The following is a 20,268-nucleotide window of genomic DNA, read 5'->3' as shown; positions in this document are numbered from 1 at the left end:
GGTGGGCGGCGGGTACCGGCTCGGCGCGGGCACGCGGCTGCCGCCGCTGCTGCTGGACGACGACGAGGCGATCGCGACGGCGGTGTCGCTGCGGATGGCGTCCGGGGGCACGGTCGCCGGGGCCGGCGAGGCGGCGCTGCGGGCGCTCAGCAAGCTCGACCAGGTGATGCCGCCCCGGCTGCGCGCCGAGGTGCGGGCCGTGCACGGCGCCACCGAGACCCTCGTCGGTCCCGGGATCGAGATCGACGCGGAGGTGCTGGTGACGCTCGCGCGGGCCTGCCGCGACACCGTGCGGGTGCGGTTCCGGTACGCGGCCCGCGACGGCGGGGAGCACGAGCGGACGGTCGAGCCGGTGCGGATGGTCGCCACCGCCCGCCGCTGGTACCTGATGGCCTGGGACGGCGACCGCGGCGGCTGGCGCACCTTCCGGCTGGACCGGATGCGGGACGTGACGGCGACGACCTGGCATTTCCGGCCGCGGGAGCATCCGGACCCGGTCGCCTACGTGCAGCGGTCGGTGACCGCGGCGCCGTACCGGCATCTCGCGCGGGTGCGGCTGCACGCCCCGTCCGAGCGTGTGCGGGAACTGGTCCCGCCCCAGGTGGGACGGGTCGAGGACGACCGCGACGGGTGGTGCGTGCTCATCGTCGGCGGCGACGACCTGGACTGGCTCGCCGTGCACATCGCCCGGCTCGGCTTCGAGGCCGAGGTGCTGGAGCCGCCGGAACTGCGGGACGCCGCCGCCCGCCTCGCCCGCCGCCTCGCGGCGATGGCCGGCTGACCGTCAGTTCTGCGCGGGGGCGTCGTACCTCTCGCGGTTCGCGAGCACCTCGCCCATGTGCGTCTCCGCCCAGATCTTGATGCCGCGTATCGCCGCGTGGAGCGACAGCCCGAGGCCGGTCAGCTCGTAGGTGACCGTGACGGGCACGGTCGGGGTCACCGAGCGGGTGACCAGGCCGTCGCGCTCCAGGGAGCGGAGCGTCTGGGTGAGCATCTTCTGGCTGACCCCGGCCAGCCGCCGCGACAGCTCGGAGTAGCGCATCGGCCGCGGCTCGCCGACGCGGTCGTCCCCGGGGTACGGGTCGTCGCCGCCGAGCGCGGCCAGGACCAGCGCGACCCACTTGTCGGAGATCCGGTCGAGGAGCTGGCGACTGGGACATTCCGCCAGGAACGCGTCGTACTCCATCTTCGCCTCGGCCCGCTTCTGGGCCGCCGTCCTCGTCGGCATCGACCGCTCCTTCCTACCGCGCGGTGACCTACGCACTTCCAGGTGCGTTCTTCCCGTTGGAGAGCTACCCCTCCATTGTGGAGGACCAGAACAGACATCTCCATGGGAGGCTTGAATGTCGACCACTTTCCGTACGGCCGTCATCCGCACCCCGGGCGGTCCCGACTCGATCGAGATCATCGACGTGCCCGGCACCGAGCCGGGACCCCGCGAGGTGCGCGTGGAGATCGCGGGCGCCGCGGTCAACCCCGTCGACCTGGCGGTCGTCTCCGGGTTCTTCCACGAGATCGGGCTGATCCGGCGGACCGGCCACGTCGGGCTCGGCTGGGACTTCGCCGGGACCGTCGTCGCCGCCGGTCCGGACGCCGGGTTCCCGGTGGGCAGCCGCGTCGCGGGGCTCGTCCCCGGCTTCGACCGCGACTTCGGGACCTACGCCGAGCAGTTGGTCGTCCCGGTGAGCGACCTCGCCGCCGTCCCCGAAGGGCTCGACCTGACCACGGCGGCGGCGGTCCCGCTCAACGCGCTGGCCGCGGCCCGGCTCGTCGACCTGCTGGGGGACGGGGAGGGCCGGAGCCTGCTGGTGACCGGGGCCGCGGGGGCGGTCGGGGCGAACGCCGCCGTCCTCGCCCGGGAGCGCGGCTGGCGCGTGACGGGGCTGGCCCGCGCCGCGGACGAGAAGTTCGTGCGCGGCCTCGGCGCCGCCTTCACCGCGGAGGCGACGCCGGGCTGGGACGCGGTCGCGGACGCCGCCACGCTCCAGGACGAGGGCATCGTGCTGGTCCGCGACGGCGGTGTCTTCGTCGGCGTGCTGCCGAACGCCGGGCCGGCGGAGGAACGCGGCATCACCGTCCGCGTGGTGGACGTGCGGCCTGACGGTGCCCGGCTCGCCGGGCTTCTCGAAGCGGCCGCGAGCGGCCGCCTGCCGGTGCGGGTGCACGCGGTCGTGCCGCTGGACAAGGTCGCCGACGTCCACCGCACGGTCGCCCAGGGCGGCGTGCGCGGGAAGTACGTCCTCCAGCCCTGACCCGGACGCGCCTCGCCGGCCAATGGCGGTGAATGGCCATCAAGAAAGGCACGCCCGGAAGTTCGGGCGTGCCTTTCTCATAGGGTTTCCGGGGGCACATTGCGGGCTGCGTTGTGCCGTCGCACAATCCAGGCGGGCGGCGTCATCGGTACAATCGCCAGTTTTCCGGCGCGGCCCTTGATACCGCCGGTTCCCCTTGCGACATTCCGGGCGATGCCCCTCGTCGCAAGGAGGAATACAGTGCAGAGGCTCGTCCGAAGAGCGCTCATCGTCCTGTGCGCCCCGCTCCTGCTGACCGGTGTCCTGGCGGCTCCCGCGCAGGCCCGTCCCGGCGGCACGGGCCCCTATCCGGCGGACTACGAGACCACGCTCCGCCTCCGGAGCCACACCGTCTACCGGCCCGAGAACCTCCCGTCCGGGATCAGGCTGCCGATCGTCGCGTGGGGCAACGGCGCCTGCTCCGCCGACGGCACGATGTTCGAGAACTTCCTGAAGGAACTGGCCTCGCACGGCTTTCTCGTCATCGCCAACGGCAGGCCGGGCGGGTTCGGAAGGACGGACCCGGAAATGCTGACCGAGGCCATCGACTGGGCCATCGCGGAGAACGGCCGCTTCGGAAGCAAGTACCGGGGAAAGGTCGACACCGACAAGGTCGCGGTGATGGGGCAGTCGTGCGGCGGCCTGGAAGCCTACGAGGTCTCGGACGACCCCCGGGTCGACACCACCGGCATCTGGAACAGCGGGATGCTCAGCGACTCCGACAATTGGCAACTGGCCCGCCTGCACGCCCCGATCGGCTACTTCATCGGCGGCCCCGGTGACATCGCCTACGAGAACGCGATGGACGACTGGGACCGGCTCCCGGCCGGCCTGCCCGCGTTCATGGGCAACCTCGACGTCGGCCACATGGGCACCTACGGCCAGCCCAACGGCGGCGAGTTCGGCCGCGTCGGCGCCGCCTGGCTCAAGTGGCAACTCAAGGGCGACGCCCAGGCCGGGCAGATGTTCGTCGGCCCGGACTGCGGCCTGTGCGGCACCGAATGGTCCGTGAGACAGCAGAACCTGAGCTGACGGACCGCCGGCCGCCTCCGCCGCCCCACCCCGGTGGCGGAGGCATCCCGCCGCACATCGGCGGGGTCAGCTTCGCCGAACGGTGAACGTGCCGCATCCGGGACTGCGGATGACGCCGTGGATCCGGTCGGGGTCGGCGGACGACAGACGCGCGCTCAGCGAGACCATCTCATAGGCGCCCGGCCTGCTGAGCCAGGAGTCACCGTGCAGAACGAGTGAACTGCCGGCGACATTTCCGCGCATGGTGAACGATCCCGACCGGCCCTCGGAATTGCCCGCCGCCGGAGAGAAACGGAAGATGCCGCTGATCGTGCCGCTCGACCTTTGGACGAGGGTGAGGTTCAGCTCCATGAGCCCCTGGGGGCAGGTGTAGGTGCCGCGCCAGCTGCCGGTCAGCGTGCTTTGGCGGAGCTCCGGCGTCGACAGATCCGGTGGCGGCGGAACCTCACGGGTGGGCTGCGATTCGGTGGGGAAGTTCGGTATCGCACACCCCGAGCCGAACAGTCCGACCGCGGCGGTGGCGGCCGCGACCGCGGTGATCCTGGCACGCCGATTCCGCCGGCGGGTATTGAGCCGGCCAGTTCTCATGATGGCGCCCCCTGTGGCTACCGAACGTCCCGCGCACGATCGACCGGCACGGCTCATGCCAGAACCCGCACAAGGACGAAAGTGATCAGATGAGAAGTGTGACGGGGCGCAGCAGGTACGGGTTCCCGCGCATTTGGCGCGTCCCGCGCGAGGACGCGGTCAGCAGATGCGGGGCAGGGGGTCGCCTACCAGCAGGTCGACGATGCGGGTCCCGCCGAAGACGGTCTTCAGCAGGACGAGACCGGGCGGGTCCTCGCGGACGTGGCCGATGACCGCGGCGTCCGCGCCGAGAGGGTGGCGGCGCAGGGCGGCCAGGGCGGCGTCCGCGGCCTCGGGGCCGACGACGATCACCGCGCGGCCCTCGCAGGCCACGTACATCGGGTCGATGCCGAGCAGCTCGCAGGCACCGCGGACGGCGGGCCGCACGGGGACGGCGGACTCGTCCACCACCACGGCCGCGCCCGCGTCGGCGGCCAGTTCGTTGAGAACGGTCGCGACACCGCCGCGGGTGGCGTCGCGCATGCGGCGCACGGCGCCGGGGCAGGCGTCGCGGACCTCGGCGAGCAGGCAGTTCAGCGGCGCGGTGTCGGACGTCAGGTCGGCCTCGATGTCGAGCTCGCCGCGCGCCAGCATGATCGTGACGCCGTGCTCGCCGATCGGGCCGGTGACGAGGACCGCGTCCCCCGGCCGGACGTCGTGCGGCGCGGCGTGCGCGAGGCCCACCCCGGCGGTGTTGATGTAGCAGCCGTCGGCCTTGCCGCGCTCGACGACCTTGGTGTCGCCCGTGACGATGTCGACGCCGGCGGCCTCGGCCGCCCGGCTCATCGACTCGGTGATGCGGCGCAGGTCGGCGACCGGGAAGCCCTCTTCGAGGATGAACCCGGCCGAGAGGTGCAGCGGCGTCGCGCCGGCCACCGCGAGGTCGTTGACGGTCCCGTTGACGGCCAGGTCACCGATGTCGCCGCCGGGGAAGAACAGCGGCGACACGACGTAGGAGTCGGTGGTGAAGGCGAGCCGGGTGCCGTTCACGTTGAGGTGGGCGGAGTCGTCCAGGCGGTCCAGGTGCGGGTTGCCGAACGCCTCGCGGAAGACGGCCTCGATCAGGGTGTGGGTGGCCTTGCCGCCGGAGCCGTGCGCGAGCGTGATGGTGTCCTCGCGGAGGCGGGCCTTGCGGGAGCGGGCGCGGTCGATGCGTTCGAGGACCTGCTCCTCGCGGATCGTCACCGAGCCGCCCGCCTTCGCCGCGCCGCCGCCCTGCACCGTGCCGCCGCCCTGCACCGTGTCTCGTCCGGTCACCGGGTCGCCTCCTTGACGCGCTCGCGGGTGAAGCGGCCGAAGTTGTAGTACGCGGCGCAGGCGCCCTCGGAGGAGACCATGCAGGTGCCGATGGGCGTCTCCGGGGTGCAGGCCGTCCCGAAGACCTTGCACTCCCACGGCTTGAGGACGCCCTTCAGCACCTCGCCGCACTGGCACGCCTTCGGATCGGCGACCCGGCCGCCCGGGATGTCGAAGATGCTCTCGGCGTCGTAGGCCGCGTACTCGTCCCGGAAGCGGAGCGCGGAGTGCGAGATGAAACCGAGGCCGCGCCACTCGAAGTAGGGGCGCGGCTCCATCGTCCGCCCGATGACCTCAAGCGCCTTGGCGTTGCCGTCCCACGGGACGACCCGGCCGTACTGGTTCTCGACCTCGGAGCGTCCCGACGCGAGCTGGGCCAGCAGCATGTGCACCGACTGGAGCAGGTCGAGCGGTTCGAAGCCCGCGACGACCAGCGGTTTCCCGTAGTCGCCGGTGATGAACGAGTACGGGCGGCAGCCGATGACCGTCGACACGTGGCCGGGGCCGATGAAGCCGTCGAGCCGCAGGTCCGGCGAGTCGAGGATCGCCTTGATCGCCGGGAGGATCGTCACGTGGTTGTTGAAGACCGAGAAGTTGCCGATGCCCTGGGCCGCCGCGCGCAGCACCGTCATCGCGGTGGACGGCGCGGTCGTCTCGAACCCGATCCCCATGAAGACGACGCGCCGGTCAGGGTTCCGCTGGGCGATCTTCAGCGCGTCCAGCGGCGAGTACACCATCCGGATGTCGGCCCCGGCGGCCTTGGCGTCGAAGAAGGAGCCGTCCCCGCCCGGCACCCGCATCATGTCCCCGAAGGACGTCATGATGACGTCCGGCTGGGACGCGATGTGGATGGCGTCGTCCACCCGTCCCATCGGGATCACGCACACGGGGCACCCTGGGCCGTGCACGAGCGAGATGTTCTCGGGCAGGTAGTCCTCCAGCCCGTGCTTGTAGATGGTGTGGGTGTGCCCCCCGCACACCTCCATGAACTTGTACTGGCGGCCTGGCTCGCACAGGGACGCGATGGAGGCCGCGAGGGTCCGCGCCTTGTCCGCGTCCCGGTACTCGTCGACGAAGCGCATCAGTCGATCCTCGATTCCCGCAGTGCGTCGATCTCGTCGTCGTAGGCTTCACCGAGCCCTTCGAGCATCCGCAGCGTGGCCTGCGCCTCCGCCTCGTCGATCTTCGACATGGCGAAGCCGACATGGATGAGGACCCAGTCGCCGGCGGCGAGCGCCTCCCGGTCGAGCAGGCCGATGTTGACGGAGCGCCGGACGCCGGTGACGTCGACCGTCGCCAGCGGGCGGTCCGCCATGATCTCCACGATCTCGCCAGGTATCGCCAGGCACATCAGCGGGCCTCCCGGTCCGGTTCCGCGTGCGTCAGTTCCCGCTGCGTCAGTTCCCACAGGGCGTGGTAGATCGTCGTCTGCGCCTCCTGGATGCGGTGGACGGACGACGACGGCACCACGAACAGGTGGTGCCGTCCGGCGGCGGAGAACGCGGGCTCCTCGGCCATCTGGCCGCCGGTGTATCCGGCGAGGCCGACGGTGAGCATGCCGCGCCGCCCCGCCTCCCGCAGCGCGGCGATCAGGTTGTCGGAGTTCCCGCTGGTGGACAGCGCGAGCGCGATGTCGCCCGGCCGCCCGAACGCGGCGAGCTGCCGCGCGAACACCACCTCGAAGCCGATGTCGTTGGACAGCGCGGTCACCACCGCGACATCGGTCGTGAGGGCCAGCGCGGGCAGCGGCCGCCCGGCGTCGCCCGGGTTGAGGAACAGCGCGGCGACGTCCTGCGCGTCGGTCGAGCTGCCGCCGTTGCCGAACGTGAAGAGCCGCCCGCCGGAGCGGAACGCGTCCGCCATCCGGGCGGCGCAGATCGCGAGGGCCTCCCCGTACTCCTCCAGGACGGTCTCGCGCAGCCGGGCGATGTCGGCCGCCTTCTCGGCGGTCGAGCGGCGGACGCCGGCCATGAGGTCGTCCAGCCCGGGACCACCCGCGTACAGAAACGGGTAGAGCTGCTGCATGCCGGTCATCGGTGCTCCTTGAGCGTGGATGCCCCTGTCTTCAGGCAGGGGAGGAAACGCGGCACCATGCCGCAACTTCGAACGGATGTGCGATTCTTGGCCGCGATCACGGTAGGGTGTGAGGCATGGCGCGGCAGGTGAAGCGGGCGTTCCGGTATCGCTTCTATCCCACGGGCGAGCAGGCGGCGGAACTGTCTCGCACGTTCGGCTGCGTCCGGCTGGTGTACAACCGGGCGCTGGCCCAACGCACCCGCGCCTGGTATCAGGAGCGACGCCGCACGTCCTACGTGGAAACGTCGGCGTGGCTCACGGCATGGAAGCGCACCGAGGAACTGGGGTTCCTGTCGCAGGTGTCCTCGGTGCCGCTGCAGCAGGCGCTTCGGCACCTGCAAACCGCGTTCACCAACTTCTTCGACAAACGCGCGGCCTATCCCCGGTTCAAGTCGCGGAAGAAGTCCCGCGCCTCGGCGGAGTACACCCGCAGCGCGTTCACTTGGCGGGACGGACGCCTGACGCTGGCGAAGATGTCCGGGCCGCTGGCGATCGTGTGGTCCCGGCCCCTGCCGGAGGGCGCCGAGCCGTCCACGGTCACCGTCTCCCGGGACGGTGCGGGGCGCTGGTTCTGCTCGATCTTGTGCGAGGACACCATCACCCGCCTGGACCCGGTGAAGGCGGCCGTGGGGGTGGACGCCGGAGTCACCTCGCTGGTGACCCTGTCCACCGGGGAGAAGGTCACCAACCCCCGGCACGAGCGGGCCGATCGGGAACGCCTGGCCAAGGCGCAGAAGGACCTGGCACGCAAGGCCAAGGGCTCGAAGAATCGCGACAAGGCCCGGCAGCGCGTCGCGCGGATCCACGCCCGCATCACCGACCGCAGGCGGGACTTCCTGCACAAGTTGTCGACTCGGCTCCTCCACGAGAACCAAGTGGTCGTGATCGAGGACCTGAACGTCGCGGGCATGGTCCGCAACCACTGCCTCGCCCGCGCGATCTCCGATGCGGCGTGGCGGGATCTGCGGACGATGCTGGAGTACAAGGCCGACTGGTACGGCCGCGAACTCATCGTGATCGACCGCTGGTTCCCCTCTTCCAAGTTGTGCGGGCGCTGCGGGACCATCGCTGAGGCGATGCCCCTCAAGGTGAGGGAATGGCGTTGCGGTTGCGGCGCGGTCCATGACCGCGACGTCAACGCAGCGCGCAACGTTCTGGCCGCCGGGCTGGCGGTGTCCGCCTGTGGAGCCGACGTAAGACCCAAACGGCGCAAGCCGAGCGGGCAGACGGCGACGAAGCAGGAAACCCACCCCGCAAGGGAAGGAATCCCCCGTCTTTAGGCGGGCGGAGGAAGTCAACTCACGACTCCGATGGCCTCTTTGGCGTGGACGAGGACGGTGTCGCCGGCCACGGCGTCCACCAGCGCCACGCTGACCTGCTCGACCCGCCCGTCCCCGGTGTCGACCTCCGCGAGGCCGTCGTCCCCGACGCGCAGGATCCGCACGGGGACGGCCTCGTCCGAGCAGGTCACGCAGTGGTCGCCGGCGCAGTTCCCGCCCGCCTCGGACGCCGTCACGTGCCGTCCTCCCCGCTCAGCACGTCCGGCTGCTCCAGGAACACGTGGACCAGTTCCCAGAGCACGTGGTAGGCCGTGACGTGCACTTCCTTCACGACGCGCGGGTCGGCGGACGGCACCGTGACCAGGTGGTCGGCCGCCCCGGCGAGCGCGCCGCCGGCGCCGCCCGCCAGCGCGACCGTGAGCATCCCGAGGTCGCGGGCGGTCGCCAGCCCGCGCCGGACGCTCCCGCACCGGCCGTCCGGCGAGATGCCGAGCGCCATGTCGTCCGGGCCGCCGAAGCAGCGGAGCTGGTGCGCGAAGATCTCGTCGAAGCCGGCGCCCGCGCCGACGCCGGTGAGGGTCGCGACGTCCCCGGTGAGCGACAGCGCGGGCAGCGCCCGCTTCCCCACGATCACCGGGTGGACGAACTCGACCGCCACGTGCTGGGCGTCGGTGGCGGCGCCGCCGGTCCCGAACGTGAACAGCCGGCCGCCGCGGTGGAACCGCGCCGCCATCGCGTGGCAGGCGGCGGCGATGGTCCCGGCCTCCCCGGCGAGCGCGGCGCCGGGCTCGGCGCGGCGCCGGAACACCTCCGTGACTGTCTCGGTCATCGGTGTCCGCTCACATCGTTCCGGACTTCAGGTACCGGCGCAGGGCCGGTGTGTCCCGGACGAGCCCGGCGAGCACCGCGAGCACGAACAGCGCGATGATCGTCCGGAGCGCGTCCGGGCCGATGCGCATTCCCTTCCGCATACCTCTCCCCCTTCGGTCGCTCACCCGGGTGTCCCGGCGAGCAGCCGCCCGGTCTCCCGGGCGACGAGCATCTCGACCAGCCGGACGGCCTCGGCCACGGCGGCGGCGACCGGCCGGCTGAGCGTCATCTCCCACGGGGGGTGCGCGGCCCGCTCCGAAGGCTCACACGCGACGAGCAGGGTCCGGGCCGGGACCCTGCCGTTCTCCCTGGCCAGCCGCACCGGGTCGAGCGGGTGCGCGGCGCCGCCGAAGCCGCCGCCGGGCTCGACGAGCGAGACGGTGCCGGGCACGAGGCCGCGCGCCGTCGCCTCGACCAGGACGACCGTCCGGTAGCCCGCGCCGAGCGCGTGCATGAGGTCGGTGCTCCGGATGCCGAAGTCGGTGACGTCCACGCCCTGCGGCAGCGGCCGCGTCCGGAGCCGCCGCGCGACCTCCACGCCGAAACCGCCGTCGCCGTTGAACACGTTCCCGATGCCGGCAACGAGCACGGGGCGGGACCGCGTCACCGGGCGTCCCTTCCCGTGAGCGCCTCACCGGCGGCGCAGCGCTCCAGGAACTCCGCCACCCGCGGGTCGGCCGCCGCCATCTCCCGCCGCTCCTCCTCGCTGAGGCTGAGCACGCCGAGGACGAGCAGCCGCCCGGCCTCGCCGCCGTCGAACGGGGAGCCCTCCGGGGCGACCTGCGGCCAGTCGTAGAGGACGACCGGGGCGGCGAGGACCGTGTCGTAGCAGCCCGGCGCGCCCGCGAGCACCGGCCACAGCCCGTCGCTCGCGCACTCCGCCGCGGCCCCGGCCAGCCGCTCGGGCGGATCGCCCGGCGAGACGAACGCCCCGCCGCGCGCCCGCGCGACCACGTGGGCGCACATCATGCCCGCGTGGACGGCCTCGTCGCGGTCTTCGCCGCGCCCGGTGTTGCCGACCTCGATCCGCAGCCGGACGACGCCGTCCCCGGCCTCGGCCGCGGAGATCTCGACCGTCCCGTCCACCCGGTGCCACAGGCGCGTGAACCGGGCCCCGCCGCCGAGCTCCTCCTCGTCGGTGCCGGCCGCGACCGCGACCGGGACCCGCACGGGCGAGCGCAGGAGCCGCGCCACGGAGACCCGGCCGCTGGTGATCTCGCGCTCGCGCGCCTCCTGGCGGGTCTCGTGGGTCGCGCCCCCGGCGCTGACCTCGTCCACCGGGACGCCGCCGTCCATGGCCTGGCGGTGCACCGCGTGCAGGAACCGGAGCGTGACCTCGACGTCCGCTTCGGGCGAGCCCTCCATGAGGAACTCGGCGCAGACCGTCCAGGGGTCACCGGCCAGATCCGCGTACGGACGCGGGTAGACGCCGCCGACCGTCCACCTCCGCCCCTTCCCCGGCGCGGAACGCCGGGAGGGCCAGAGCCGATGGCCCTCGTAGAGGACCACGTCGGCGATCGCCCTTACGCGGTCCACTCTTCCTCCTCGCGCAAATCCCGGTCGTCCCGCAGCATCTCCGCGCGGCGGAGGAGCTCGTCGACCGTGTCGTCGAAGGACGAGTGCGCCCGCCGCGCCCGGTAGGCGGCCAGGCGGCCGAAGCAGTCGTCGTCCAGGCGGAGCCAGCGGGCGGACCCGTAGTAGCGGTCCATCAGGTCCCGCCACGTCTGGACGGGGAGGCGCCCGGTGGCCTCGTGGTGCCACGGGATCTGGCCGGTGCGCAGCCGCCCGTCCTCGCCCGGATAGAACACCGTGCCGTTGAAGGTGAGGTCGAGCGGCACGTCGCCGCCGCGGAGCGCGTGCAGGTACCGGTCGGCCGCGACCTGCATGTCGTGCCCGCACGCCAGCGCGAGCGTCACCTCCGCGGCACCGCGGAACGTCGGCACGGTCGCGCCGATGCGCCCCCACGTCAGGCCGTGCAGCGACCTGTCCCACACGTCCGGCTCGCCGAACACGCCGGCGAGCCGCTCCCGCTCGGCGTCGTCGTAGGAGCGGCGCGCCGCCGCGATCGTGACGGTCGTGGTGAGCAGGACGCACTGGACGGCCCCGCCGTCCAGCCGCCGCAGGCCGACCCGCAGGTTCAGCGTCGGCGTCGCCGCGAACGTCTCCGCCTCGATGCCGAGCAGGTCGAGGCCCAGTTCCGGCAGCGTGCTCATGACGGACCCTCGATCATGGTCTTCTCATCCCCTCGAAGCTCACCATCGCTTCCACCCGCCCGGTGGAGATCATCATCAATTCGCACTGCCCGGCGAAGACGCCCCGAAACACCCCCGGGAAAGCCACGAGAACAATGACCCGAACTTGGCAAAACCCGCATCCGACCAGGGAGGCTCACCCCGCTGGAATCACGCGGCAACGGCGTTGAAAGCGCGGGACCCGCCCCACTCCACCGAACACGCAGCCCACAATTCCGAGGCAATTGCCCGATTTGCGAACCCCCCCGCCGCACAACGATTGGAAAGACTTTTCCCCAACCATGCCGAACCCCGTACCCGCCCTACCTCGGACGGCGGCGGCCTCGCTCCTGCCACGGCAGACCCACCGGCAACTGCCGTCGCGGCCGGAACCGGCAACACCCGCGAAGGGTTGATCAATGCTGCCCATGGGAATTTTGAACGACCAGAAGAGGCCATATCCCCCGGGTGGTGAAGGAGATGTTGTCAGAGGCCGCCGGCGCCCTGGCAGGAGCCGGTGGCGCCGCCGTCGTCCAGGCGATGGTCAGCGACGGCTGGGAGACCACGAAAGGACGGCTGGCACGGCTGCTGGGCCGAGGAGCCCCCGACGAGGTGACAGACGTGGAGAGGCGGCTGGAGTCCGCCCGGGCCGAACTGGCGTCCCTCCCCGAATCGGACCTCGAACAGGCGATACAGGAACAGGCGACGATCTGGCACGCGCACCTCATCGGCATTCTGGAATCGGACCCGGAGGCCGAAGCCGAACTGCGGACCTGGCTGAACCAGAGCACCCCCGGCGGACCGAGGCTTCAGCAAGCGGTCCTGAACACGGGCATCCAGATCAACAAGTTCGCCGGTCCACCCGCCTTCGCCGAAGTCGTCTCCACGATCGCCGTGCCCACCGGACGCCGGTACGAAGACCGCCCCCTGCGTGGCCGTGACGAACTGATCACCGAACTGCTGGCCGCACGATCCGGTGTGCACGTCCTGTACGGGCTCGGCGGCGCCGGGAAGTCGAGCGTCGCACTTGAGGCGGCCTGCCGCGCCCAGGAGGAGCAGTGCGAGGTCTGGTGGATCCCCGCCACGGACGCGGACAGAGTCACCATGGGCATGCTCAACCTCGCAAGGCGACTCGGCCTGAGCCGGGCGGAGGTCGGGCACCGCGACATCGCTGACCTACTGTGGCAACGCCTCGCCGACCGTGAGTCCCCGTGGCTGCTCGTCTTCGACAACACCGACGACCTCGACGTCCTGACGATAGGCGAGGCACCGCTGCGGGACGGCACCGGCTGGTTGCGGCCGATCGAAAACCCCCGGGGCAAGGCGATCGTCACGAGCCGACACGGCCGGACACTGGACTGGGGCCGCTGGTGCCGACTCCACCCGGTCGGAATGCTGTCACCCGCCGAGGGCGCCCGCGTCCTGCTCGACAAGGCGAGCCCCCGCGCCGGAACCCAGGCGGAGGCCGAGGCCCTCTCGCGGCGGCTGGGTGGCCTTCCGCTGGCGCTGCGGCTCGCCGGCTCCTACCTGGCACAGTCCCAGCGGATGCCGAGCATCTTCACCGATCCGGACCGTGCGCTGACCTTCGGGGAGTACGAGGCCGCCGTCGAGAAGGGACTCCTGGGGCTGGAGTTTCCGTCCCAGCAGATCCCGGTGTCCGACCGCGAGGCGCGGCAGATGCTCGGACGGACGTGGGGCCTGTCCTTGGAGCTGCTGGAGCGCAGAGGCATCGGCCCCGTGCGCGCGCTGATCAGCCTGCTGTCCTGTTTCGCGGACGCGCCGGTGCCGCACGAGATGCTCCTCGCGCCCGCGACGCTCGCCGACTCCTCACTCTTCCCGAGCTCCTTGACGGGGGCAGAGGCATGGGAATCGCTGCTCGCGCTCAACGACACGGGACTGCTCGACCTGATGACCGCCCGGACAACGGACGACATCCCCGCTCTCCGGCTGCATCCCCTGGTCAGGGACGTCAGCCGCCCTGCTGAGCATGGCGCCCGCTATCTCGCCACGGCGGCGAAGCTGCTCGTGGGGGCGGCGCACGGAAAGAAGACGGGACTGCCGGAGGATCCGGCCAAGTGGCATTTATGGCAGATGCTGGTTCCTCATTGCCTGCATGTGCTCGTCACCATCAAGGCTTTGCCGGAATCCGATTCGCAGGCCCGGCAGGACGCGGCGCAGGCCGCCTACATGAGCGCGCGCCATCTGGCCGCGACGGGTGCGTATCCGCAGGCGAAAGCCGTCTACGCCGAAGTACTGGCGGTCCGGGACCGGAGTCTCGGCGCCGAGCACAACGACACCCTGAACGCCCGGTACGGCCTTGCCCGCATGGCGGCTGGTCAAGGTCTCTACGAAGAGGCGGAGAGCGGCTTCAAAGAAGTCCTCACGCAACGGGAACGGGTTCTCGGGACCGACCATCCGGACACCCTCAACGCCCGCTACGGCCTTGCCCGCATGGCCGCTGCGCAGGGCAGGTACCGCGAAGCGGAGGAGACCTACCGGGAGATCATGCTCATCGGCCAGCGCGCCATGGGCCCGGATCACCCCGAGACCCTCAGGGCCCGGTTCGGCATCGCCCGCATGGCGAGCGAGCAGGGTCGTTACGGCGAAGCCGAGGCTCTCTACCGCTCGTTGCTGAGGAGTTCCGAAGAACATGGCATCGCCCCCTTCGGGGATCATTCGGAGCACCAGGAATCGAAGACGGTTTACCGGGAGGTCCTCGCAGTCGAGGAGCGCGTGCTCGGCCCCGACCAGCCCGACGCCCTCACCATCCGTTATGCCATCGCGAGAATGGCCTCCGCGCAGGGCAGGTTCGACGAGGCGGAGCGGGCCTATCGGGAGGTCCGGTCGCTCGAAGAGGAGTCATTGGGGGTCGACCACCCCGACACCCTGACGACATCGCACTGGATCGCCCGCATGGTGCATGCCCAAGGACGTCACCGGGAAGCGGAAGACCTCCTCCGGCGAGTCTTGGATCGGCGGGTCAGGGTATTGGGCGTCAACCATCCGCACACTCTGACCACCCGGTACTGGATGGCCCGGACGCTCACCGCCCAAGGCCGCCGCCACGAGGCCGAGCCACTGCTCCAGCAGGTGCTCTCTGACCGGCGGCGGGTGCTCGCCGAGGGGCATCCGCAGATAGCGCAGACCGTCCGTACCCTTGAGCGGCTTCGCGGGACGGGTTGACGGGTCCTCGCGGATTCTCCGGGGTTGACCTTGAGTGGGCTCCAGCTTCTAGCGTTCGGGGGAACAGTCGGGAAGGGAGCTCATCAGTATGGAGTACCGCAGGCTCGGGCGGACCGGTGTCAAGGTCAGCACGCGGTGTCTCGGAGCCATGATGTTCGGGACCATCGGGAACGCCGACTACGACGAGTGCGAGCGCATCGTCCACCGGGCCTTGGAAGCGGGCGTCAACTTCATCGACACCGCGGACATCTACTCGGGCGGCAGGAGCGAGGAGATCGTGGGCCGCGCGATCAAGGGGCGGCGGGACGACATCGTCCTCGCCACCAAGTTCTTCAACCCGATGGGCGAGGACCGCAACATGCGGGGCGGGTCGCGCCGGTGGATCGTCCGGGCCGTGGAGGACAGCCTCCGCAGGCTGGGGACCGACCGCATCGACCTCTACCAGATGCACCGGCACGACTGGAACACCGACCTTGAGGAGACCCTCGGCGCCCTGGACGACCTCGTCCGCCAGGGCAAGGTGCTCTACCTGGGGTCGTCGTCGTTCCCGGCCGACTGGATCGTCGAGGCGCAGTGGGCCGCCGCCCGGCGGAACACCGAGCGCTTCGTGTGCGAGCAGCCGCAGTACTCGGTCTTCGCGCGTGCGATCGAGACGGACGTGCTGCCCGCGGCGCTGCGGCACGGCATGGGCGTCATCCCGTGGAGCCCGCTGGCCGGCGGGTGGCTGACGGGCAAGTACCGGCGCGGGGAGCAGGCGCCCGCCGGCTCCCGGTTCGCCCGCGGCGACCGGCTCGGCAACGACCCGAGCACGCCCGACCGCTTCGCCGCGGTCGAGCGGCTCACGAAGATCGCCGATGACGCCGGGCTCTCGCTGACCCACCTGGCGCTCGGGTTCGTCACCGAGCACCCGGCCGTCACCTCGGCCATCATCGGGCCGAAGACGATGGAGCAGCTGGAGGACCTGCTGGCGGGGGCCGACGTCCGGCTGGACGGCGGGGTGCTCGACGCCATCGACGAGGTCGTCCCGCCGGGTACCGACATGCCTGGCATCGACCACATGTCCGGCAACCCGGCGCTGCGGCCGGGGAACCGCCGCCGGTGAGCTCCCGGGCCCCGGCGCGGGGTGGCGCCGGGGCCCGGGGCCCTACCGGATCAGCGGGTCGCGGGGGAGGCCGAGGATGCGCTCGCCGATCTGGTTGCGGGTGATCTCGGACGTGCCGCCCGCGATGGACAGGCCGCGCGAGCCGAGCCGCATCCGGCCGGCGGCCTGGCCGAGCGGACCGTCGGTGAAGGCGGCGTCCGGGCCGGCGAACTCGGCGAGGAGGTCGGCCGTGGCGTGGGCGTGCTCGGCGAGGACCAGCTTGGTGATGTTGCCCTCCGGGCCGGGCTCGCCCCCGGCGACGGCGCGTTCGGCGGACCGGAGGTTGAGCAGGCGGAGCGCCTGCTCACGTGCCGAGTGCGCGCCGACGCGCTCGGCCGCCGCGGGGACGCGGTCGCCGCGGTCGGCGTAGAGCCGGAACAGGTCGGGTCCGGGCGGTCCGCCGACGCCGCCGCCGATGCTGACGCGCTCGTTGCCGAGGGTCGCGCGGGCCACCGCCCAGCCCTGGTTCGGGGTCCCGACGACGTCGGCGTCGGGGACGAAGACGTCGGAGAAGAACACCTCGTTGAAGTCGGAGTCGCCGGTGGTCTGGCGCAGCGGCCTGACCTCGACGCCGGGGTGCTTCATGTCGACGACGACCATGGTGACGCCGGCGTGCTTGGCGGCGTCCGGGTCCGTGCGGACGGTCGCGAAGCCCCAGCGGCAGTAGTGGGCGCCACTCGTCCAGACCTTCTGCCCGTTGACGAGCCAGCCCCCGTCCACCTTGGCGGCCCGGGTCTTGACGGCCGCCGCGTCCGACCCGGCCTCCGGCTCGCTGAACAGCTGGCACCAGATCTCGTCGCCGGTGAGCGCGGGCCGCACCCAGCGGTCGATCTGGTCCTGCGTGCCGTGCTGGATCAGGGTGAGGATGACCCAGCCGGTGATGCCGTACTGGGGACGCTTGACGCCCGCGGAGCGGAACTCGTCCTCGATGACGAGCTGCAGCCCGGCGCTCGCCTCCACGCCCCAGGGGCGCGGCCAGTGCGGCTGGACGTACCCCGTCTCGATCAGCCGGCCCCGCTGCTCCGCGGCGGGCAGCGCGGCGATCTCGCGGGCCAGCTCGCGGATCCGCGGGCGCTCCGCCTCCGCCTCGGGCGGCAGGTCGAGGTTCGCCTTCCGGGCGACCCCGGCGGCCCGCAGCCGCGTCACGTCCCGCTCCGCGGCGTGCGGGTCGAACACCGCCTCCAGCGTCGCGGCCCGGCGCAGCAGCAGGTGCGCGTCGTGCTCCCAGGTGAAGCCGATCCCGCCGTGCACCTGGATGTTGAGGCCCGCGTTCCCGGTGAACGCGGGGATCGCGAGCGCCGCCGCGACGGCCGCGGCCAGCTCGAACTGGTCGGCCGGGCCGCTCGCCGCCCGTGCCGCGTCCCACACGGCGGCCGTGCCCAGCTCGGCGGCGACGAGCATGTTCGCGCAGTGGTGCTTGACCGCCTGGAACGTCGCGATCGGCCGCCCGAACTGCCGGCGCACCTTCGCGTACTCGGTCGCGGTCTCCACGCATTCGAGCGCCCCGCCGACCGCCTCGGCGGAGGCCAGCGTGCGGGCGACGGCGGTGGCGTGCTTCCTGGCGCCCGCGAGCACCGCCTCCGCCGGGGTGCCGTCCAGGCGGACGCGCGCCGACCGGCGGGACGGGTCGAGGTTGCCGGGGACCTCGACGGCCACGCCCGCCGCGTCCGCCCGCACGACGATCATGTCCTCGCCGGCGGCGAGGACGAGCAGTTCCGCGAGCCCGCCACCGAGCACGACCCCGGCGTCCCCGGAGGCCGTGCCGTCGCGCAGGGTCACCGAGCCGTCCACGCCGAGGGCCGCCAGGGTCTCCCCGGAGGCCAGGCCGGGCAGCAGCCGCGCCCGCAGCCCGTCGTCGCCCGAGGCGGCGATCACCGCGGACGCCGTCATCGTGGGCAGGGCCGGTCCGGGCGCGGCGGCCCGCCCGAGTTCCTCGGCGACCACCACCAGTTCCTGGAGCCCCGCCCCGCCGCCGCCGTGCTCCTCGGGGAGGTGCAGGCCGAGCAACCCGAGCCCCGCGAACTCCGCCCAGAAGCCGGGCGGCTCCTCCTTGTCCGCCTCCAGCAGCGCCCGGTTCCCGGCCCGCGCGTCCTGGTCGCGCAGGAACGCGCGCGCCGTCCGCGCCAGCTCCCGGTGTTCCTCGGTGATGGCGATCGCCATGGCCCCTCCAAGGGTCGTCCCGCTCCCGGCGCCCGGACGGCCGCCCGGCGCTCCAGCAAATCAGTAGATTGATTGCGTTGTTATTCTGGCCCGGTCGACCTCCCCACGTGAAGGAGCGGTCCCATGCGACGGGAACCGGCCGCGCAGCACGGCGACCGGGCGCCCGAGCCCGTCCGGATCCCGCGGCCCGCCGGACGCGGCGCCCGCGCCTCGGAGCTGGTGGCGGCGTCCATACGGTCGCAGATCGCCCGCGGTGAACTGCGGCCGGGCGACCGCTTCCCCACCGAGGACGAGCTGATGGACGTCTTCGGCATCGCCCGCAGCACGCTGCGCGAGGCGCTGCGGATTCTGGAGTCCGAGGGCCTGGTCACCGTGCTGCGCGGCCGGAACGGCGGGCCGCGCGTGACGCGTCCGACGGTCGAGCACATCGCCCGGATGTTCGCGCTGCTGCTGCAGATCGAGGGCGTCCCGATGAACGACCTCTACGCGTCCCGGGCGGCGATCGAGCCGTGGCTGGCCAGGATGTTCGCCGAAACCCACACGCCCGAGGCGCTCGCCGACTTCCGGGCCGCGGTCGACGCCGCCGCGGACGCCGCGCACATCGCGGACGGCACCGCGTTCGGCGAGGCGGCGGCGCTGGTGCACGAGAAGCTTTTCGAGCACGCCGGGAACGCCTCGATGGCCCTGTTCGCGCGGCTGCTGAGCGAGGTCGTCTCGGCGTTCTACCGCCGGTCGGGGCAGGTCACGGGCATCACCGGGCGCAGGCGGACCGTCCGGTCGTACCGGAGGTTCTGCGAGCTGGTCGAGGCGCGCGACGCCGACGCCGCCGAGGCCCACTGGCGGCTCCACATGTCGCACACCGCCAAGGCGTTCCTTGAGCACCCGGTCGAGCTGTTCCCCGCCCCGGGCCGCCTCTAGCGGATCGCCTCGACGAAGCGCCACGCCTCGTCGCGTCCCATGCCCGTCTCCGCGCACACCGCCGCGATCGCCGACTCGTGGTCGCCGGCCTGCTTGAAGGCCCGGACCCGGTCCGACAGCATGCCCGCCGGCGCCACGGTCAGGCGCCCGCCCTGGAGGGACTTGACGTAGTCCTTCGCCGCCCTGGAGTCCAGGCCGAGCTCCGTGCGGATCAGCTTGACCGCGGCCTTCGGCCTGCCTTCCGCGATCAGCGCACGCGCCCTGCCCTGGGCGCCGGGCGGGACGACCCGGGCGTACGCCTCGCCCTTCAGGCCGTCCACGTAGTCCTTGGCCTCCTTCAGCCCGAGGCCCGTGATCTCCCGGACGAGCTTGATGGCGGGGATGTACCGGCCCTTGCCGATCAGTTCGAGGACCTCTTCGCGACCCTCGGGAAGCAGGTACGGGACGGAGGATTTCACTGGTTCTCTCCCTCGGTGCGGCCGGCACCCGATTCTCCCGGTATCCGCGGGCGGCCGCATCCTCAGCGCAGCGGGCGGCGCCCGAGCCGGGCGACCAGCCGCTCCCCCGCGCCGGCGTCCGGCCCCGCGTCGACAGGGTCGGCGAACAGCGGACCGCGCGGCTCGGGCACCACGATCGGACAGACCTTGAGGAGCTCCTCCGCCAGACCGGGCGGGACGGGCCGCCGCTCCCCCGACGCCTGCGCGATGTCCCAGCCGTGCACCGCCACCTCGACCGCCCCCGCGGCGGCCATCAGCTCCCCCTCCATCCGGCGGTCACCGATCTCCACCCGCCCCAGCGCCCCGGACGCGCGCAGCAGCCGGATCGCGCTCACCCGCACGGCCGACACCGGATGCTCGTCCCGGGCGGGCGGGGCCGACGTCAGCGCGACCTGCCCCAGGGAAACGCCCTCGTGCAGCGCGGACAGGGAGTCCCGGAGGTGCAGCAGCAGCATCTCGAGGTCCCAGGATGCGCACGGCGTCCGGCGCGGCAGCATCTCCGGCGTCACCGCCTGGACCGCCGTCAGCGCGAAGCCGATCGCCCGCTCCAGCAACCACCGGCCCCGCAGGGCCGGACACGGCTCGTGGGTCCGCTCGCGCATCGGCGATCCAATCGTGTGGTGTGCGTCTCCCCCTGTGGACCGCCCCCGCACCGGAAAGTCATCG

At 72.3% G+C, this 20,268-nt stretch carries 21 protein-coding genes and 1 pseudogene; 7 read left to right on the top strand and 15 right to left on the bottom strand.

What is annotated here, in order from left to right; translation table 11 throughout:
- Positions 1-781: WYL domain-containing protein (locus tag E1289_RS27555; RefSeq protein ID WP_131985215.1), on the top strand; the 781-nt coding region annotated here is incomplete at its 5' end.
- A gap of 3 nt (positions 782-784) precedes the next feature.
- Here the strand turns inward: E1289_RS27555 and E1289_RS27550 are convergent.
- Positions 785-1,228 (bottom strand): helix-turn-helix domain-containing protein, encoded by a 444-nt coding sequence (locus tag E1289_RS27550; RefSeq protein WP_131985212.1) that lies wholly within the window; start codon positions 1,226-1,228, stop codon positions 785-787.
- A gap of 115 nt (positions 1,229-1,343) precedes the next feature.
- Here E1289_RS27550 and E1289_RS27545 point away from each other — a divergent pair, with 115 nt between their 5' ends.
- Complete coding sequence (locus tag E1289_RS27545) at positions 1,344-2,252, top strand: NADP-dependent oxidoreductase (protein WP_131985210.1); 909 nt, start codon at positions 1,344-1,346, stop codon at positions 2,250-2,252.
- Positions 2,253-2,540: 288 nt separating this feature from the next.
- Positions 2,541-3,323, top strand: a complete 783-nt coding sequence (locus tag E1289_RS27540) for an alpha/beta hydrolase (protein ID WP_243713189.1) — start codon at positions 2,541-2,543, stop codon at positions 3,321-3,323.
- 66 nt (positions 3,324-3,389) lie between these two features.
- On the opposite strand, the gene E1289_RS27535 is transcribed toward E1289_RS27540, so the two are convergent.
- The 5 genes from E1289_RS27535 to E1289_RS27515 form a co-directional block, all read right to left on the bottom strand.
- Positions 3,390-3,911, bottom strand: a complete 522-nt coding sequence (locus E1289_RS27535) for a hypothetical protein (protein WP_131985208.1) — start codon at positions 3,909-3,911, stop codon at positions 3,390-3,392.
- 159 nt (positions 3,912-4,070) lie between these two features.
- Complete coding sequence (gene hypE, locus E1289_RS27530) at positions 4,071-5,207, bottom strand: hydrogenase expression/formation protein HypE (RefSeq protein WP_279487876.1); 1,137 nt, start codon at positions 5,205-5,207, stop codon at positions 4,071-4,073.
- The gene (hypD, locus tag E1289_RS27525; RefSeq protein WP_131985206.1) at positions 5,204-6,328 is read right to left on the bottom strand and encodes a hydrogenase formation protein HypD; all 1,125 of its coding nucleotides are present in this window, start codon (positions 6,326-6,328) and stop codon (positions 5,204-5,206) included. The genes hypE and hypD overlap by 4 nt, the downstream gene beginning before the upstream one ends.
- Positions 6,328-6,597 carry a HypC/HybG/HupF family hydrogenase formation chaperone gene (locus tag E1289_RS27520; protein WP_131985204.1) on the bottom strand — a complete coding sequence of 90 codons (270 nt, stop codon included), beginning with the start codon at positions 6,595-6,597 and terminating at the stop codon, positions 6,328-6,330. The genes hypD and E1289_RS27520 overlap by 1 nt, the downstream gene beginning before the upstream one ends.
- Positions 6,597-7,280: an SIS domain-containing protein gene (locus tag E1289_RS27515; RefSeq protein ID WP_131985202.1), complete on the bottom strand. Its 684-nt coding sequence runs from the start codon at positions 7,278-7,280 to the stop codon at positions 6,597-6,599. Before E1289_RS27515 ends, E1289_RS27520 begins: the two co-directional genes overlap by 1 nt.
- A 116-nt stretch (positions 7,281-7,396) precedes the next feature.
- Here E1289_RS27515 and E1289_RS27510 point away from each other — a divergent pair, with 116 nt between their 5' ends.
- Positions 7,397-8,602, top strand: a complete 1,206-nt coding sequence (locus E1289_RS27510) for an RNA-guided endonuclease TnpB family protein (protein ID WP_131985200.1) — start codon at positions 7,397-7,399, stop codon at positions 8,600-8,602.
- Positions 8,603-8,616: 14 nt separating this feature from the next.
- Here E1289_RS27510 and E1289_RS27505 read toward each other — a convergent pair whose 3' ends face one another.
- The 6 genes from E1289_RS27505 to E1289_RS27485 are packed head-to-tail and all read right to left on the bottom strand — an operon-like array spanning position 8,617 to position 11,685.
- The gene (locus E1289_RS27505) at positions 8,617-8,838 is read right to left on the bottom strand and encodes a HypC/HybG/HupF family hydrogenase formation chaperone (RefSeq protein WP_131985198.1); all 222 of its coding nucleotides are present in this window, start codon (positions 8,836-8,838) and stop codon (positions 8,617-8,619) included.
- Positions 8,835-9,431: an SIS domain-containing protein gene (locus E1289_RS27500; RefSeq protein WP_131985196.1), complete on the bottom strand. Its 597-nt coding sequence runs from the start codon at positions 9,429-9,431 to the stop codon at positions 8,835-8,837. The genes E1289_RS27505 and E1289_RS27500 overlap by 4 nt, the downstream gene beginning before the upstream one ends.
- Before the next feature lie 10 nt (positions 9,432-9,441).
- Complete coding sequence (locus E1289_RS40215) at positions 9,442-9,573, bottom strand: hypothetical protein (RefSeq protein WP_279487868.1); 132 nt, start codon at positions 9,571-9,573, stop codon at positions 9,442-9,444.
- Between the two features lie 20 nt (positions 9,574-9,593).
- Positions 9,594-10,079, bottom strand: coding sequence for a hydrogenase maturation protease (locus E1289_RS27495; RefSeq protein ID WP_131985194.1), 486 nt, complete (start codon positions 10,077-10,079; stop codon positions 9,594-9,596).
- Positions 10,076-11,008: a hypothetical protein gene (locus E1289_RS27490; protein ID WP_131985192.1), complete on the bottom strand. Its 933-nt coding sequence runs from the start codon at positions 11,006-11,008 to the stop codon at positions 10,076-10,078. The genes E1289_RS27495 and E1289_RS27490 overlap by 4 nt, the downstream gene beginning before the upstream one ends.
- A complete protein-coding gene (locus tag E1289_RS27485) occupies positions 10,996-11,685 on the bottom strand; it encodes a DUF6084 family protein (RefSeq protein ID WP_131985190.1) in 690 nt (229 codons plus the stop codon). The genes E1289_RS27490 and E1289_RS27485 overlap by 13 nt, the downstream gene beginning before the upstream one ends.
- 498 nt (positions 11,686-12,183) lie before the next feature.
- Between E1289_RS27485 and E1289_RS27480 the strand changes: the two genes are divergently transcribed.
- Positions 12,184-14,886 carry a tetratricopeptide repeat protein gene (locus tag E1289_RS27480; RefSeq protein ID WP_165970633.1) on the top strand — a complete coding sequence of 901 codons (2,703 nt, stop codon included), beginning with the start codon at positions 12,184-12,186 and terminating at the stop codon, positions 14,884-14,886.
- A gap of 88 nt (positions 14,887-14,974) precedes the next feature.
- Entirely contained in the window at positions 14,975-15,988 is a 1,014-nt protein-coding gene (locus E1289_RS27475; protein WP_131985186.1) for an aldo/keto reductase, read from the top strand.
- A gap of 42 nt (positions 15,989-16,030) precedes the next feature.
- On the opposite strand, the gene E1289_RS27470 is transcribed toward E1289_RS27475, so the two are convergent.
- On the bottom strand, positions 16,031-18,187 hold the full coding sequence (locus tag E1289_RS27470; RefSeq protein WP_131985184.1) for an acyl-CoA dehydrogenase: 2,157 nt from the start codon (positions 18,185-18,187) through the stop codon (positions 16,031-16,033).
- 123 nt (positions 18,188-18,310) lie between these two features.
- On the opposite strand from E1289_RS27470, the gene E1289_RS27465 reads away from it, so the two are divergent.
- Positions 18,311-19,105, top strand: coding sequence for an FCD domain-containing protein (locus E1289_RS27465; protein ID WP_131985182.1), 795 nt, complete (start codon positions 18,311-18,313; stop codon positions 19,103-19,105).
- A gap of 314 nt (positions 19,106-19,419) precedes the next feature.
- On the opposite strand, the pseudogene E1289_RS40350 reads toward E1289_RS27465, so the two are convergent.
- Positions 19,420-19,524: pseudogene (locus E1289_RS40350) on the bottom strand (ribosomal protein L7/L12); the annotation flags it as partial.
- A gap of 101 nt (positions 19,525-19,625) precedes the next feature.
- Positions 19,626-20,204 carry a TIGR03086 family metal-binding protein gene (locus E1289_RS27455; RefSeq protein WP_131985178.1) on the bottom strand — a complete coding sequence of 193 codons (579 nt, stop codon included), beginning with the start codon at positions 20,202-20,204 and terminating at the stop codon, positions 19,626-19,628.
- Positions 20,205-20,268 lie beyond the last annotated feature (64 nt).

Source organism: Actinomadura sp. 6K520, from assembly GCF_004349245.1.
Lineage (GTDB): Bacteria > Actinomycetota > Actinomycetes > Streptosporangiales > Streptosporangiaceae > Spirillospora.
Note: the sequence above shows the minus strand (reverse complement) of the source record. Positions and strands in the feature narration are given on the sequence as shown.